The sequence below is a fragment of the Paraburkholderia sp. SARCC-3016 genome, assembly GCF_031119615.1.
Taxonomy (GTDB): Bacteria; Pseudomonadota; Gammaproteobacteria; order Burkholderiales; family Burkholderiaceae; genus Paraburkholderia.
Genome location: NZ_JAVHZD010000036.1, coordinates 69,961 through 85,493 on the forward strand (window position 1 = coordinate 69,961; position 15,533 = coordinate 85,493).

18 protein-coding genes are annotated in these 15,533 nt (G+C 63.8%); 8 read left to right on the top strand and 10 right to left on the bottom strand.

The window, feature by feature from the left end; all coding sequences use genetic code 11:
* Positions 1 to 310: 310 nt before the first annotated feature.
* Complete coding sequence (locus tag QYH69_RS29530) at positions 311 to 616, bottom strand: DUF4148 domain-containing protein (RefSeq protein ID WP_308835229.1); 306 nt, start codon at positions 614 to 616, stop codon at positions 311 to 313.
* Positions 617 to 842: 226 nt separating this feature from the next.
* Between QYH69_RS29530 and QYH69_RS29535 the strand changes: the two genes are divergently transcribed.
* Entirely contained in the window at positions 843 to 1,058 is a 216-nt protein-coding gene (locus tag QYH69_RS29535; RefSeq protein ID WP_308835230.1) for a hypothetical protein, read from the top strand.
* Positions 1,059 to 1,085: 27 nt separating this feature from the next.
* Here the strand turns inward: QYH69_RS29535 and QYH69_RS29540 are convergent, their stop codons facing one another.
* From QYH69_RS29540 to QYH69_RS29550, 3 genes are all read right to left on the bottom strand, one after another.
* Positions 1,086 to 1,856, bottom strand: a complete 771-nt coding sequence (locus tag QYH69_RS29540; protein WP_308835231.1) for a YoaK family protein — start codon at positions 1,854 to 1,856, stop codon at positions 1,086 to 1,088.
* 352 nt (positions 1,857 to 2,208) lie between these two features.
* A complete protein-coding gene (locus tag QYH69_RS29545; RefSeq protein WP_308835232.1) occupies positions 2,209 to 2,541 on the bottom strand; it encodes a DUF4148 domain-containing protein in 333 nt (110 codons plus the stop codon).
* 319 nt (positions 2,542 to 2,860) lie between these two features.
* Complete coding sequence (locus tag QYH69_RS29550) at positions 2,861 to 3,031, bottom strand: hypothetical protein (RefSeq protein WP_198039212.1); 171 nt, start codon at positions 3,029 to 3,031, stop codon at positions 2,861 to 2,863.
* A 513-nt stretch (positions 3,032 to 3,544) separates the two neighbouring features.
* Here QYH69_RS29550 and dcm point away from each other — a divergent pair.
* The 4 genes from dcm (at position 3,545) to QYH69_RS29570 (ending at position 7,630) form a co-directional block, all read left to right on the top strand.
* Positions 3,545 to 4,933 carry a DNA (cytosine-5-)-methyltransferase gene (gene dcm, locus QYH69_RS29555; protein ID WP_308835233.1) on the top strand — a complete coding sequence of 463 codons (1,389 nt, stop codon included), beginning with the start codon at positions 3,545 to 3,547 and terminating at the stop codon, positions 4,931 to 4,933.
* Positions 4,934 to 5,380 carry a very short patch repair endonuclease gene (locus tag QYH69_RS29560; RefSeq protein WP_308835234.1) on the top strand — a complete coding sequence of 149 codons (447 nt, stop codon included), beginning with the start codon at positions 4,934 to 4,936 and terminating at the stop codon, positions 5,378 to 5,380.
* A gap of 125 nt (positions 5,381 to 5,505) precedes the next feature.
* Positions 5,506 to 6,006: a YbhB/YbcL family Raf kinase inhibitor-like protein gene (locus QYH69_RS29565; RefSeq protein WP_075156592.1), complete on the top strand. Its 501-nt coding sequence runs from the start codon at positions 5,506 to 5,508 to the stop codon at positions 6,004 to 6,006.
* Positions 6,007 to 6,184: 178 nt separating this feature from the next.
* Complete coding sequence (locus QYH69_RS29570) at positions 6,185 to 7,630, top strand: MFS transporter (protein ID WP_308835235.1); 1,446 nt, start codon at positions 6,185 to 6,187, stop codon at positions 7,628 to 7,630.
* 157 nt (positions 7,631 to 7,787) lie between these two features.
* On the opposite strand, the gene otsA is transcribed toward QYH69_RS29570, so the two are convergent.
* The 6 genes from otsA to QYH69_RS29600 form a co-directional block, all read right to left on the bottom strand.
* A complete protein-coding gene (otsA, locus tag QYH69_RS29575; RefSeq protein ID WP_308835236.1) occupies positions 7,788 to 9,209 on the bottom strand; it encodes an alpha,alpha-trehalose-phosphate synthase (UDP-forming) in 1,422 nt (473 codons plus the stop codon).
* Positions 9,210 to 9,399: 190 nt separating this feature from the next.
* Positions 9,400 to 9,612, bottom strand: a complete 213-nt coding sequence (locus QYH69_RS29580; RefSeq protein WP_308835237.1) for a hypothetical protein — start codon at positions 9,610 to 9,612, stop codon at positions 9,400 to 9,402.
* 242 nt (positions 9,613 to 9,854) lie between these two features.
* Positions 9,855 to 10,082, bottom strand: a complete 228-nt coding sequence (locus tag QYH69_RS29585) for a hypothetical protein (RefSeq protein WP_308835238.1) — start codon at positions 10,080 to 10,082, stop codon at positions 9,855 to 9,857.
* Positions 10,083 to 10,207: 125 nt separating this feature from the next.
* Positions 10,208 to 11,614, bottom strand: coding sequence for a sigma-54 dependent transcriptional regulator (locus QYH69_RS29590; protein ID WP_308835239.1), 1,407 nt, complete (start codon positions 11,612 to 11,614; stop codon positions 10,208 to 10,210).
* A 296-nt stretch (positions 11,615 to 11,910) separates the two neighbouring features.
* Positions 11,911 to 12,171: a hypothetical protein gene (locus QYH69_RS29595; RefSeq protein ID WP_308835240.1), complete on the bottom strand. Its 261-nt coding sequence runs from the start codon at positions 12,169 to 12,171 to the stop codon at positions 11,911 to 11,913.
* A 60-nt stretch (positions 12,172 to 12,231) separates the two neighbouring features.
* The gene (locus QYH69_RS29600; RefSeq protein WP_308835241.1) at positions 12,232 to 12,549 is read right to left on the bottom strand and encodes a DUF883 family protein; all 318 of its coding nucleotides are present in this window, start codon (positions 12,547 to 12,549) and stop codon (positions 12,232 to 12,234) included.
* A 413-nt stretch (positions 12,550 to 12,962) separates the two neighbouring features.
* On the opposite strand from QYH69_RS29600, the gene QYH69_RS29605 reads away from it, so the two are divergent.
* From QYH69_RS29605 to QYH69_RS29615, 3 genes are all read left to right on the top strand, one after another.
* A complete protein-coding gene (locus QYH69_RS29605) occupies positions 12,963 to 14,027 on the top strand; it encodes a sigma-54 dependent transcriptional regulator (RefSeq protein ID WP_308835242.1) in 1,065 nt (354 codons plus the stop codon).
* 256 nt (positions 14,028 to 14,283) lie between these two features.
* Positions 14,284 to 14,832, top strand: coding sequence for a hypothetical protein (locus QYH69_RS29610; protein ID WP_308835248.1), 549 nt, complete (start codon positions 14,284 to 14,286; stop codon positions 14,830 to 14,832).
* 62 nt (positions 14,833 to 14,894) lie between these two features.
* Entirely contained in the window at positions 14,895 to 15,410 is a 516-nt protein-coding gene (locus tag QYH69_RS29615) for a hypothetical protein (protein ID WP_308835249.1), read from the top strand.
* Positions 15,411 to 15,533 lie beyond the last annotated feature (123 nt).

A 15,533-nucleotide genomic window follows, 5' to 3' on the forward strand; every position in this document is an offset into this window, starting at 1 on the left:
GTATGCGATGGTCGATGGCCTGAGCCTGTTGGAGAGACGGCTCAGATATTACGCGCACTTCGATACCTGCGTTGCGCACCATACATGGCTGCATACAGCATCACGAGATGCGAAAAAGCCCGCACCGTCTGCACGGTGCGGGCTTCATTCGCGTTCGCATGACGGGTGCTTCACTTACCCCAGTGCGAACTTTCACTGCAATTGCGATTACTGCCTACTGCGCTTTACCGCTTACCGCTTACCGCATCACTACGCTTACAGCTTTACACCCCTACTACCTCTTCGCTACCTTCACTGCTCACTCAACTGCTTACGAATGATCGTACGGCGAACCCAGAAACTGGTTGTACACCGGGCCACGTGCGCCCGATTCAGCCGTGCCTGCCGTGGCAGGACCATAACCGGTCGTATCCGCCGTCACGCGTGCTTCAGCTCGCTGAACGGCCGCCGGATAGTGCGCGTCGCTCGAGTCGAACGGGCTGTAGCCGGCCTTTTCCAACTGCACGAGGTCTGCACGAACCTGTGCGCGCGTCACCGGTTGATTCGATTGAGCAAACGACACAGCCGGCACGGCGAGCACAGCAGCAATAGCGACAGCCTTGATGAGCGATTTCATGTTCATTACCTCCAGATTGGTTTCATTTGCGGCGGCGTTCTGAATCAGCGCCGTGTGAAACCAGTCTAGGCATTCAGCGGGCTAGGGGAAACCCTAATCGGAGGAAATCATTGTTTCGACACACGTGACAATCGAGTGCGGTTGGCGCATTTCCGCCATGCGCGCGCGCCGCTAAACATCGCTAAACGCCCTAAAGTTCGGGCCGCGCACTGCCGACAACCGGAGCATGGAATCCGAAAAACATCTCCCCCTCAAGCGGGGCACGTCCCGGTACGACGAGGCGATCGCGCTCGAAAACTCCGTGAGAGTGATTCGTCGCGCGCGCGGTAAGCACAATCCGGAAGACTTTGCCGAAGGCACGCCCGAATGGCATGCCGTTATCGAAAGCTTTCTGATCGATTTGCTGTGGGCTTCCGGTAACGAACTGCACGCAGGCGAGTAGTCGGCTCGCCGCGCCGCGACATCCGCGCTAGAAACGCATCTTGCGCGCGCCGCTGCGCATATCGTCGATAAGGGGCACGACCGCGAGCGCGAGCAAGACTACCGCGAGCGGCAAGGTCGACACAAACCCCAGATGCTTGAAACCGGCCGCGCCCGCCAATCCGCCGGCCAGAAAGAACGCGAGCAGCGACCCTAGCAAGGCAAGCTTCTGCCGGTCCGCACGCACCACGCCCTCCACGCCGTCGTCCGCTTCAGGACGCCGGCCATTCCAGTAGAACAGCTTGCCCAGCTCGATGCCGATGTCGGTGACGAGCCCGGTCATATGCGTGGTCCGGATTTCGGCGCGCGAGATTTTCGTGATCATGGCGTTCTGCAGGCCCATCACGAAGCACAGCAGGCAGACGGTGACCGGCAGGAAAAACAGCCGATGATGTTCGAGGTTCGAGCCAAGCAGGCCGAAGCACAGCAGTAACGCGGCTTCGATGGCGAGCGGCGTCGCGTAGACGCTGCGCAGCCGGCGCCGCCGTCCCCAGTTGATCAGCACAGCTGACACCGCCGCGCCGACCATAAACGACAGCAGCGAGCTCAACCCCGCCACGACAAGCGCAATATCGCCGAGCGCGAGGTTATCGGCCAGCGACGAAACGACGCCCGACATGTGCGACGTGTATTGCCCGACCGCGAGAAATCCGCCGGCATTGGCCGCCCCCGCGACGAACGCGAGCGAGCGCCCGAGGCGCCGATTGGTTGCGTCGGTTCGTTCGGGTGCGGTCAAGCCGCGCAGATAGTTGATGGGCATGCTGACAGGCCGAAAATGAGCAGCCAGTAAACCGGTCTGGCCGAACCAGAACCGGAGCCGGAGCGTGGGCCGACGCGAAGCACACGGCCGCACGCCCGCGATGGGGCGCACGAAATCGTAGCACGCGATGTTCGACGCGCCGGGCATGCAAAGCAAAAACAGATGAAAAAATGCCCAGCGGTGCGGGCTGGGCGAAATCGCCGGTTGGAGCCGGCGATGGAGGTTCTATCGTCTATTTCGACGCGACGGAGCGACCAAACGTCGCCGGCCGCTCCGTTGCACGTCCTGCTTGCCAGATCGGACGATTCGCCCGGAGAAAAAATCGGCGTCCATCGTCCGATGTGCAATCGGCTTAGTGATGCTGGTAGATGTAGATCGGCGGCGAGTAGCTGCTCAGCGCGCCTTCGGAACGCGTCATGCCCGATGCGGACGTGCCGCCGGTAGCGGAACCGTAGCCGCTGTTGTCGGCCGCTTGATTGGCCGCACTGACCCGCGATTCCGCCTGCTGGATCGCTGCCGGATAATGCGCGTCGCTCGAATCGAACGGGTTGTAGCCGACCTTTTCCAGCTGCGTCAGTTCGCCGCGCACTTCGGCGCGCGTGAGCGGCTGATTCGACTGAGCAAACGAGACAGCGGGAACAGCGAGGACAGCGGCAAGCGCCACAGCTTTGATAAGCGATTTCATGATCACACCTCCGAGATTGGTTTCGTTTGAGTTGCGCGTCGTTGCGTGCAACCGTTGAAAACAGTCTAGGAGCGAGGGGCTTTAGGGTAAACGCCTAAAAGACCAATTCATTATTTCGCGGGACAGGACAAATCGAAGGGATTAAAAAGCGGAAGCAGAAATGCAGGTGTTGAACCACGCGCTCGAAGCGTAAGAAGCGTAAGAAGCGTAAGAAGCGCATGCGCGCGCACGGCGCGCAGCGGGCGAACGCCACCCGCCTGTTGCGTGCCGCCCGGCGGCCGCACCGCAGCGCGGCGCCAGCCACAGCTGCGAGAGCGCATCAATGACGATGACGCCAGTCTCCGTGATACGTGTCGAGCCAGCGCAAGCGACGCGCGCGCGACTCGCCATGCGACGATTTGTGATGCTGATGCGCGGCGATCCACAGCGCGGCACAGACGATCACCATCACCGATGGCCCCAACAGATAGGCCAATGTCGACTCGCTCATCGCATCCTCCATCCCGACGACGTCCATTCCATCCACCATTCTAGGCAATGCGCGCCGATGTTTCGAAGCATGAAACATCTTCGTTTCCCGCCTTGCCGCGCATCGCGATCGCACCGTGTCGACGCAACGCCGCCGGCCTGTGTGCGCGAGCCCACCTTTGCGTACAGGTCGGTCACGCCAGACGTATTTCAACCTCTTATCATTGCCTCACCGTCTTCGTTACGTTCGCCCGACTGCCATGCCCTATCCCTACAACATCGTCCTCGCCGCAGGTCTCATGCTGATGGTGTTGTCTTGCAGTCTTGCGCTCGTACTCACCTGACACACCCGATTTCGTCCGTCAGCGAAAGTTTTTCGCGTCCCTACGCTCGCATTGCGCAGACGTTTCGCTAGCACAGCCGTGGTCGCCTCTGCACGCGATTGCGCGCCCGCTGTCGCGCGCACGCGCCACCGGCGAAATAGGGGCGCGCAATACGTCATAATGTCCGCAAAAATACCCAGCAAGGACATCCTGTGACCCAGGCCTCACCGCTTGACCTGTTGAAACAGGCGCGCATCCGCTTTACACAACGAGAAATCGCCGCGCACGTCGGCAAGGACATCAAGACGGTGCGGCGCTGGGAAAAGGGCGAGACGCCCTGCCCCGCGCGCATGGCGCCGACCTTGCAGGCGCTGCTGCAGGCGCCGGCAACGGCCAGCGGGCTTCATCGGCATGCGCGCGACGGCGCGTCGAGCTTTCGCTTTGTCGACCTCTTCGCCGGCATCGGCGGCATCCGCATGGGCTTCGAGGCGCACGGCGGCACATGCGTGTTCACGAGCGAGTGGAATACGTTTTCGCAGAAGACCTATCGCGAGAACTTCGAGCAGTTCGACGAACGCATCGCAGCGGCAGCCTCGACACGCGCGCCCGATCACACCCTGATCGGCGACATCGTATCCTTCCCCGAACACGCGGTGCCCGAGCACGACGTGCTGCTCGCGGGTTTCCCGTGCCAGCCGTTCTCGATCGCGGGCGTCAGCAAGAAAAACGCGCTCGGCCGTCCGCACGGCTTCGAATGCACGACGCAGGGCACGCTCTTTTTCGACGTCGCGCGCATCATCGCGGCGCGCCGCCCGGCCGCGTTTCTGCTCGAAAACGTAAAGAACCTGCTGTCGCACGACAAGGGCCGCACGTTCGACGTGATCCTGCAGACGCTGCGCGACGAGCTCGGCTACGAAGTGCACTACCGCGTGATCGACGGCCAGCATTTCACGCCGCAGCATCGCGAGCGGATCATCATCGTCGGCTTTCGGGACGCTACGTCTTTTTCGTGGGACGACTTGCGCCTGCCCGAAGAAGGCCCGCGGCTCGCGTCGATCCTGCACCGCACCGACGGCAGCGAGCCGGTGCTGCCGTGGGACGGCGAACGCTTCTTCGACGCGCGCGCGCGCACCGTGCAACCGAAGTACACGTTGAGCCCGAAACTCTGGGCCTATCTGCAAAACTACGCGGAAAAACACCGCGCGGCGGGCAATGGTTTCGGCTTCGGCCTCGCATTCCCCGACAGCGTCACGCGCACCCTGTCGGCGCGCTATCACAAGGACGGTTCCGAAATTCTCGTGCATCAGGGTCACGGCCTCCGGCCGCGCCGGCTCACGCCGCGCGAATGCGCGCGCCTGATGGGCTTTCCCGACACGTTCCGCATTCCGGTCAGCGACACGCAGGCATACCGCCAGTTCGGCAATAGCGTCGTGATGCCGGTGATGCGCGAAGTCGCGCGCATCATGCTGCCGCACCTGCACGCGGCGGCGCCCGCCGCTGCGGGTGTCGCATCGCCCGCCGTCTCGTCGACGGCGGGCGCGCTCGACAACGCCGTGCCGCTCGTGCTGCCCCGCTCGCAGGTTCACGCCCAGGTGGCATGAATGGTCGATATCGTCGATGCGGCGACGCGCAGCCGGATGATGTCCGGCATACGCGGCCGCAACACGAAACCCGAGATCCTGATCCGCAGCCTGCTGCACCGCCGCGGCTTTCGCTTTCGCCTCGATGCGCGCGACCTGCCGGGCCGGCCCGACATCGTGTTGCCGCGCTATCGCGCGGTTGTATTCGTACATGGATGTTTCTGGCACGGCCACGATTGCCATCTGTTCAAATGGCCGCAAACGCGCGTCGAGTTCTGGCGCGAGAAGATCGACCGCAACCGCAGTAACGACGCGAAAGTCACGGCCGCGCTGCGCGAGCGCGGCTGGCGCGTCGCAACGGTCTGGGAATGCGCATTGCGCGGTGCGAACCGGGATCTCGACGGCGTGTTGCAGCGCTTGGTCGACTGGCTGCAAAGCGACGCGGCGACATTCGACGAGCGCGCCTGAGCACCCGCGCGAGGCCACGCCGCACGCTCCAAGCGTGTAAGCGCGCGGTGGTAAACTGACTGGCTAAGCCGGGGGCTTGTCCGCCAAGCCCGTCCCTCTCGGAACTCACATGAAAGAGGCATACGATGGCTGACTTCCGAATCTGGTCGGACGACTTTCCCGCGAACGGTTTTCTGCCGAAAGCGGCCGAGTACAACGACAAATCGTTCGGCGTCGACGGCGAAAACATCTCGCCCGCGTTGCAGTGGGAGGCACCGCCCGAAGACGCGCAAAGCCTCGCGCTGACGGTCTACGATGCCGACGCGCATACGGGCAGCGGATTCTGGCACTGGGTGGTCGTCAATATTCCGATCGATGCGCGCGGCCTGCCGCGCAACGCGGGCAAGGCGGACGGCACGCTGCTGCCGCAAGGCGCGGTGCAACTGCGCAACGACTACGGCACACACGGTTTTGGCGGCGTCGCGCCGCCGCGCGGCGAGAAGACGCATCGCTTCATCTTCAGGCTGTATGCGCTGAAGGCGCCGCTGCCGCTCGCGCCGGAAACGACGAACGCAGTCGCGCGCCTGCTGATTCACCAGAACGAGCTCGACTCGACGACGTACACGGGGCTGTATGAATTGAAGTAGCCGGAGCATCCGCTCTGCGAAGACACACGCCGGACCCGCGAGCACATCGGAAAACGCCGGCACATTGCATCGACCGGCAAGGCCGGCTCGCAAGCCTGCCTCGCCTTTCCATTGACAACGATTTGAGCGGCCGCGAGGCCATCAAGCAAAAACAACCATCGCTACACCGCCACAGCCGATGCGCGCACAACCTTCCCGCAGCCCTTCTTCGACTTCCTCCGCCCATCCCGCCGCCCGGGGCCCGGCCGCAGCGCAAGACAACGAACTGGGCTTGCCCTTGCCGCAACGATATTGGGCGATCCTCGTCGTCGCGTTCGGCATCTCGGTCTCCGTCATCGACAGCGCGATCGCGAACGTCGCGCTGCCGACCATCGCGCGCTATCTGCATGCGAGCGCGGCCAGTTCGATCTGGGTCGTCAATGCGTATCAGCTCGCCGTCACGATTTCGCTGCTGCCGCTGTCGTCGCTTGGCGACCGGATCGGCTACCGGCGCGTCTATCTGGGCGGGCTCGTGCTGTTCACCATCGCGTCGCTCGGCTGTGCGCTGGCCGGTTCGCTGCCGACGCTCGCGCTCGCGCGCGTGATTCAGGGTTTCGGCGCCGCGGGCATCATGAGCGTGAACACGGCGCTCGTGCGGATGATCTATCCGCCAGCGTCGCTCGGCCGCGGCATTTCGATCAATGCGATGGTCGTTGCGGTATCGTCGGCGGTCGGACCGACTGTCGCGGCAGGCATTCTGTCGGTCGCATCGTGGCAGTGGCTCTTTGCGATCAACGTGCCGATCGGCATTGCCGCATTCGTGATGGGCATCAAGGCGCTGCCCGGCAACGTGCGTCACGACTCACCGTACGACTACGTGAGCGCCGTCATGAACGCGTTCGTATTCGGCCTGCTGATTTTCGCCGTCGACGGGCTCGGGCATGGGCAATCCTACGCGTATGTCGCGGTCGAACTCGTCGCGGCGCTCGTGATCGGCTACTTCTTCGTGCGGCGCCAGTTGACGCAGCCCGCACCGCTTCTACCCGTCGATCTGATGCGCAATCCGGTGTTCGCCCTGTCGATCGGCACGTCGGTCTGCTCGTTCACCGCGCAAATGCTGGCGTTCGTCTCGCTGCCGTTCCTGATGCAGAACGCGCTCGGCATGTCGCAAGTGCAGACAGGCCTGCTGATGACGCCGTGGCCGCTCGTCATCATCGTCGCCGCGCCGGTCGCGGGCGTGCTGTCCGATCGCATGTCGGCGGGACTGCTCGGCGGCATTGGGCTCGCGTTGCTGACCTGCGGCCTGCTGCTGCTCGCGGCGACGATCGGCACCCACCCGCAGCCGTTCGATATCGCGTGGCGGATGGCGCTGTGCGGCGCGGGCTTCGGTATCTTCCAGTCGCCGAACAACCGGACGATCCTCTCCTCCGCGCCGCGCTCGCGCAGCGGCGGCGCAAGCGGCATGCTCGGCACCGCGCGCCTGACCGGGCAGACCCTCGGCGCCGCGCTCGTCGCGCTGATCTTCGGCGTGGTGCAGCAACATGGACCGGTCGTCGCGCTGTATGTCGCCGCCTGCTTTGCCGCGGTCGCGGCCGTGGTCAGTTCGCTGCGCGTGACGCAAACGGGCGCGGCCGCGTCCGCATGACGCGCAACGCGAAGCGCGCGGTTCGACGCGAGCGCAATAAAAAACGGCAGCCGCAGCTGCCGTCGATTACCCGCGCACCGTTCGGATGCGCGATTCAGGTTCCAAGTCGGGTTCCAAATCTGCGCGTCGACGTGACAGCCGCCACGTCAAAACATCATCAAGCCGTCACGTCAGCGCGCTTTACCGCTTTTTCGGTCACCGACGATGCGGTCGCGACATGCCGCAGATCCGCGAGGAACGTATCGCGCCACACCGAGAGATTGTTCTCGCGCAGCGGCGCCATCATGTCCGCGTGCCGCGCCTGCCGTTCGGCAAGCGGCATCGACAAGGCGCGCTCGAGCGCCTCGGCCATTTGCGACAGATCGAACGGATTGACGACGAGCGCCCCGGGCAACTGCTCCGCGGCACCTGCGAATTGCGACAGCACGAGCACGCCCGGATCGGCCGGATCCTGCGACGCGACATATTCCTTGGCGACGAGGTTCATGCCATCGCGCAGCGGCGTCACGTAGCCGACCTGCGACTGGCGGAACAACGCCATGAGCAGATTGCGTTCGTACTTGCGGTTCAGGTACTGGATCGGTGTCCAGTCGAGCTGCGCAAACCGGCCGTTGATGCGGCCCGCCTCGCCTTCGAGGTTCTGACGGATGCGCTGATAGGTCTGCACGTCCGAACGCGTCGGCGGGGCGATCTGCACGAGCGACACGCGGCCATGCCAGCCGGGCGCGTTGAGCAGCAGCCGCTCGAACGCCTGGAAGCGCTCGACGAGACCCTTCGAATAGTCGAGCCGGTCGACGCTCATGATCAGCTTGCGGTTGCGCATCGCGTCGCGCAGGCTCTTCACCGCCTTGCGATCGCCGAACTGCTCGGCCGCTTTCGCGATCGCATCCGGATAGATGCCGATCGGGTACGCGCCCACTTTCAGGAAACGGTTATACGCGTGGACGATGCCGTCCTCGCTCGCGCTGCCGTGACGGCCGCGTTCGATATAGTCGACGAACGACTGACGGTCGGCTTCGGTCTGGAAACCCACCACGTCGTAGCTGCACATGTCCCGCACGAGTTCTTCGTGCGGCGGCACGGTCAGCAGCACTTGCGGAACCGGAAACGGGATATGCAGGAAGAAACCGATCGGGTTCTTCACCCCGATCTCGCGCAGGCAGCGTGCGAACGGCAGCAGGTGATAGTCGTGCACCCAGATGATGTCGTCGGGCCGCAGCATCTCCTTCAACTGCTTCGCGAGCGATGCGTTCACACGCAGATAGCCCGCGTACTCCTGCCGGTCGTAGCGCGACAGGTCGTTGCGGTAGTGGAAGGTCGGCCACAGCGTCGCGTTGGAGAAACCGCGGTAGTACTGGTCGTAGTCGCGCTTCGTGAGGGCCACGGTCGCGTAGGTCACGTTGCCCTGCCTCTCGATCACCGGCTGAGACGACTCGCCCGCGATCTCTCCGCTCCAGCCGAACCAGACACCGCCCGTTTCCTTCAGCGCATCCAGCACGCCGATCGCAAGACCGCCCGCTGCGGGCCGGCCTTCCTGCGTCGGCGCGACGCGGTTCGACACTACGATCAATCTGCTCATACAGCTCCCCCTCATTCAGTTGACGTTCGGTGCGGCGGTGCGCCGAAGTAGTGCACGCAAAAGTTATGCCGCATTGCGACAAACGCGAACAGAAAAATGTATGCAAATGTGACAAACGAGCGAAAAACATCCTGCGCGCGGCATGCGCCCGCAAGCTTTTTTCCTTCGCCTCGCAGATCGACCGCAGCGCTCAGGCGTCCTGCTCGGAACCGAGATCGCGCTGGTAATCGAGTCCTTCCTTACGCGTGCCGCCCTGGTTGTGATCCCCGTCCGGCGGGGCATCGGGCGCGGCGCGATTCTGCGCAGCCGGATCCGGTGCATTGGACGGGCTGGCCGGAACACTGCCGGGGCGCGGTTCGCGCTTCGAGTGGCGCGCGGAGCGCCGCAATGCGGGGTGTCTCATGATCGATTGCCTCCAGGGGAAGGCTTGCCACCGAGCGGTGGCATCACCACAGTCTAGGAGCCGGCAACGTAAATTGCCGGTAAAAAGTTCGTTGGTTTTGTAACGAGTACATCAAGTCGCGCACATGCAACGCCGGGCCGCCTGGCACATCTCAAAAGTCGGATCAATACGATTGAGGCGGCAGTGCATCGACAACGCGGCCGTTCGCAGCGGCTGCGCAGCGCGCCCGCGCGCGCATGAATTTACGGCGGCGCGTAATTTGGCGGAGGATCGCCGATCGGCGGCGCAAGCGGTTCGCCGGGCAGCCGGTCAGGGTCGGGCGGCGCCTCGTCGCCCTCATCGGGCTCGTCGGGGCCTGGCGGTTCGATCGGCTCGGGACGATGGAGCCGGTCCGTCACCGGCAACGCTCGCCGCGCGAGCAATGCCGATGCATCAAATAGAGCGACGGTGTCGCACTCCGGATCGGACATGGGGCCTCCTCGTTAGCGTCTTCGTATGTCGCTTCGAGGGCGTTGCAAAGCCTGTGCCGTTGAGGTTGGACGACGATATCTGCCGATACCTCCGGGCATCGGCAGACACCTGCGCATGCGGATGATCAAGCGTCAGCCTTGCCGAACGCCTGCGGCTCTTCGGCGCCGTCGCCATCGTCAGCGCGGCCCGCATCGTTGCCATATTCGACAAGCCGGTTGTAAAGCGTCTTCAGGCTGATGCCGAGAATTTCCGCGGCGCGCGTCTTCACGCCGCCGCACTGGTCGAGCGTGGCGAGAATCAGCTGACGGTCCGCTTCGGCGAGCGACGTGCCGAACGGAATCGTGATCGCCGTGCCCGCCGTCGACTTCGACAGCGTGATCTGCAGCGGCACCGTCGCCGTGCTGTCGGAATCGGTGCCCGACATGATGTGCGCGCGTTGCACGTAGTTCTTCAGTTCGCGCACGTTGCCGGGCCATGGATACGACAGCAGCATTTCCTTGACCGCCGGCGGAAAGTGCTTGCGCGTGCCGTGCTGCTCGTTGAGCTCGTCGAGGAACGACTGGGCGAGCAGTTCGACGTCCTTGCCGCGCTCGCGCAGCGGCGGCAGGCTGATCGGGAACACGTTGAGACGGTGATACAGATCGAGACGCAGTTTGCCCTCGAGCACCGCCTGCTCCGGATCGCGATTGGTCGCGGCGATGAGCCGCACGTCGGTCTCGATTTCCTTCGTCGTGCCCACGCGCATGAACATGCCGGTTTCGAGCACGCGCAGCAGCTTCACCTGCAGCTCAATCGGCATTTCGGTAATTTCGTCGAGGAACAGCGTGCCGCCGTTGGCGCGCTCGAAATAGCCTTTGTGCTGACGGTCGGCGCCCGTGAACGAGCCGCGCTCGTGGCCGAACATTTCCGACTCGATCAGGTTCGGCGATATCGCGCCGCAATTCACGGCGAGAAACGCATGCTTACGGCGCAGGCTCAACTGATGCAGCGTCTGCGCGGCAACTTCCTTGCCGGTGCCCGATTCGCCGACGAGCATCACCGACGCGGCCGTCGGCGCCACGCGGCTGATCTGGTCGTACACCTGCTGCATGACCGGCGAATTGCCGAGCATCAGACCGAAGCGGCCCATGCGGCGCAGCTCGCCGCGCAACGTGCCGATTTCGGCTTTGAGATCGCCCGCGCGCGGCAGGCGATTCAGAATCGCCTTCACGCGCTGCATGTTGATCGGCTTGACCAGATAGTCGGCCGCGCCCATCTTCAATGCGCTCACGGCGGACTCGACGGTCGCGTGCCCCGTGATCACGATGAACTCGACGCCCGAGCGGGGATCGAGGTCCTCGAACAGGTCGACGCCAGTACCGTCCGGCAGCTTCAGGTCCGTGAATACGACGTCCGGCATCTGCCGGACGAGTTGAATACGGGCCTCGCGCAAGTCGCCGGCAGTCGCAGTCGTCAGGCCGTCTTCGGCGATGATCGCGGCTAGCGCCTCGCGGGTACCCGGATCGTCATCGACAATCAGTGCGTGTGGCATCGCGTTTCCGAAACTTAAAAGTACGAGTGGTAGACAGCTCGAACGCGCAAGGTCGCGAGCCTATAACCATGCTAGGTGTGAAACGGCCGCTCGGAGCGGCCGTATATGAAAAATTTACCAACTTTGCGCAATCTTGCAACAATTGCCGTCCGCCGGTATATCAAAACGGTTCATTGTTGTTCATTTACCTATTATACGGCGATATCCCAATAAAACGATACCGGCCGCTCCGGTTTGCCGGAGTGGCCGGTAATGCATTGGCAGGACGGCTTAACTGCGCGGTTTAACTGCGCGGCTTAACTGCGCGGGAACGGCCAGGCGCCGCCGCTCGCAGCGTGATCGGCGCCGTTACCGGCACGCGGGTGCGTCCCGCCCGGCAAGGTCGCAGGCTGTAACGCGTCACGGTCAGCCGAGACCGAGCCGCCCTCCCCCTCCCACCGCGTCAGATCGCGCACGGTCGCTGCTTGAGCAGCGCGGCGGTTCTGCGCCCAACGCCAGGCAAGCATGCCGCCGATAGCGAAGAGCGCGCTGAAGATGCCGATTCTGGGTCGAGCCATGTTGACCTCCTTGCTTGTGAGAACCGTGGGCAATGAAACATGTACGAAACGACTGCCGGCTCAGCGCGCCACCACCACGCCGAGCACGAAACCAACCCCCGCGGCAATGCCGAGCGACCGCCACGGGTTTAGACGCACATATCGCTCGGTCTGCACCGTCGCGCTTCGATAGCCGCGCTGCGCGGCGACCTGCGCATCGGCGAGCGCCGCCTGCAGCGTATCGACATGCGTGCGCAACCGTTCGCGCAATGCGCCGACGCCTTCGCCCGGCAATTGGGCCACGAGCCGCAGCATTTCCTCCGAGTCCGTCAACAACACGTTCAGGTCCTCGACGATCTTCTGCTTGCCGAGCGCGAACTGTTCGGTGGTGGCTGTCATCGTGTTTCTCCGTTTGTCATGTCTTGCCGATCTTTGCGTCGATTGTTGTGTGGATGAATGGACGCTTGCAACGGCCATACCCGACAAGCGTGTCGATCGGCGCCCACGATGCAGCGTTCCTCGCGAAGCCTCTCGCGGACTTCGGGCAATGTTGCCGACTGCCACGTCCGCAAACGCCTGCGACGAACTTTTTTCCGCCTGACGCGACCTTGCGCGACGAATGCAAGCGCCTTGCCGGGTATGCCGTGCCAGTGGTTAAATTGGCTTTTGCGAGATAGCGGATCGCATCCGGCGCACGTCGCGCCCGAAAGCGCGCGATGCAGCGCGCAGTTCCTGACGACGTCTCTGGACGACCCGGCCATCTCCCTACCGCGCCATCACATCCTCGAACATTTGCACAGGACACCCTGGTTATGGCGTCAACCGATCTGGACTCGCCCGCCGCCGACACCGCCGGCGGCAGCGCAAGGTCACAGGCGAAACCGCGCGGCGCGGAAAGCGTCGCGGGACTGAAGTCGTATGGAACGCTGTACGGCTCGTCTCCCGTCATGCTCGATCTCTACGAGCAGATCGAACGCGTGGCCGCGACCGACGCGACCGCGCTGATCATCGGCGAATCGGGCACCGGCAAGGAGCTGATCGCCCGCACGATTCACGAACACAGCGCGCGCAAGGGCGCCGCATTCGTCGCGGTCAATTGCGGCGCGATTCCCGACGAGCTTATCGAAGCCGAACTGTTCGGTCACGAGAAGGGCAGCTTCACAGGCGCCGTGCAAGGCCGCATCGGCTACTTCGAACACGCGAACGGCGGCACGCTGTTTCTCGACGAAGTAACCGAAATGTCGCCCGTGCGCCAGGTCAAGCTGCTGCGCGCACTCGAAACCGGCACGTTCTTTCGTGTCGGCGGCTCGGAGCTGATTCGCGGCGACGTGCGCGTGATCGCCGCGACCAACCGCGACCCGGCCGTCGCCGTCAAGGAAAACGGACTGCGTGAAGATCTGATGTACCGGCTCGCGGTTTTTCCGTTGCGCGCGCCGCCATTGCGCGAACGCGAGGGCGACCGCGAACTGCTCGCACAGCACTTTCTCGCCGCCTTGAACCAGCAGGAAGGCACGAACAAGGTATTCAGCAAGCGCTCGATGGAAACGCTGCGCACCTGGTCGTGGCCCGGCAACGTGCGCGAGCTCAAGAACGCCGTGTATCGCGCGTTCATCCTCGCGGAGAAGTCGGTCGAACTGCCCCATCCGCATCTGATGTCGCGCGTGAAAAAGCCCGTCACGCTCGGCGATTCGATGAGCGTGTGGATCGGCACGCCGCTCGCGGACGCGCAGAAGCAGATCATCCTCGGCACGCTCAAGTACTGCGGCGGCGACAAGCGGCGCGCGGCAAAAGCATTGGGCGTCAGTCTCAAGACGCTCTACAACCGCCTCAGCATGTACGGCGACGAAGAAGACGGAAGCCCGGAAAGCAGCAGCTAGCGGCCAGGCGACATGAGCGCATGCGCAACCGGCAGGCACGCCGGGCGGCGCAACCGCAATACGCAAGCGCTTTAAACAGAAACGTTTGGCGCGCGCATCAGGTTTTGCAATTATTTGCATTTTTTCTATGCCAATTACAAAAGGCATCCTGCACAATCCTTTTTGCAAACAAGTCATGAGATCTGACCCGTAGCGGCCGCCTCCTCCACAAGGCGCGACGGGTGAGCAGGAGCAAAAAGAAGCAATGCAAAACATCATGTCCGGCGCCTTGCGGGTGCCGCGTCCGGGCGCGCTGCTGGCCGCGCTCGTCGTCGTTGCGGCCGCTGCCGCACTGAGCGGCTGCTCGTCTCTCTACTCCGAAAGCGCAACGGCGGGCGCCGGCATCGCCGGCGCGGCGATCGCCGGGTCCGTCACCAACAACGCGGCAGTCGCAACCGGCATCGGCCTCGGTGCCGTCGCCGCGGCGCGCGCGGGCGTGCAGTATTCGGAGCGCGTGATCCATCGCAATACGCAGAACGGCATTGCCCAGGTCGCGGGGCCACTCGACGTCGGCGGCGTTGCGCCGTGGAGCGTCACGCATTCGGTGCCGCTCGAAGAGGACGAACATGGGCGCGTGACCGTGAGCCGCATCATCAGCAGCGGTCCGCTCGATTGCAAGGAGATTGTGTTTTCGGTCGACAAGGCCGCCACGCAGGACAAACCCGCGTCGAGCGCGTTCTATGTCGCTTCGATCTGCCGCGACGGCAACACGTGGCAGTGGGCTTCGGCGGAACCCGCGACCGAACGTTGGGGCGCGCTGCAATGAGCGCGGCCGCAGGCGGTCCGAAAGCCCTCGGCGTAACGCATGAAGCGTGCAAGGCGAGGCGCATGCTGCGCGCCGCGTTTGTCGTCGCGCTATGCGCAAGCGCCGGGGCGCTCGTGAGCGGCTGCAGTTCCACGTCGCTCGGCGCGGCAGGCGGTGCGGCGGCAGGCACGGCAACCGGCATCGTTACCGCGAATCCGGCGATCGGCATCGGCGTCGGCATCGCGGTGCAGGCGGTGACTACCGAATCGATCAATCGCTATTACCGCGTCATGCACAGCGATCAGCAAAACGTGATCGCGGCACTCGTCGGCACGATGAAGGTCGGTGACACACGGCCGTGGAACGTCAAGCACACGCTGCCAATCGAGAACGGCCACGGGCAAATCCGCGTGACGCGCGCGTTCTCATCGGCGCTCGCGGACTGCAAGGAGTTCGCGTTTTCGGTCGCCGACGGCGACGAAGCGAATTCGCCCGAGCACTGGTACACGGCTGCCGCTTGTCAGATGCAGCAGGACAAGCGCTGGTGGAAATGGGCTTCGGCCGAGCCCGCGGTCGACCGGTGGGGCAACCTGCAGTAGCGGTTCCCGCGCCGGTCAGGACTCGACGTCTTCGAGGCTGAAAATCTCCGACTGGTCGTTATACGAAAAGATCTCGCCATAACGTCCCCAGTTGATCACCGCGTCGAGCGTCTCTTCGGCCGC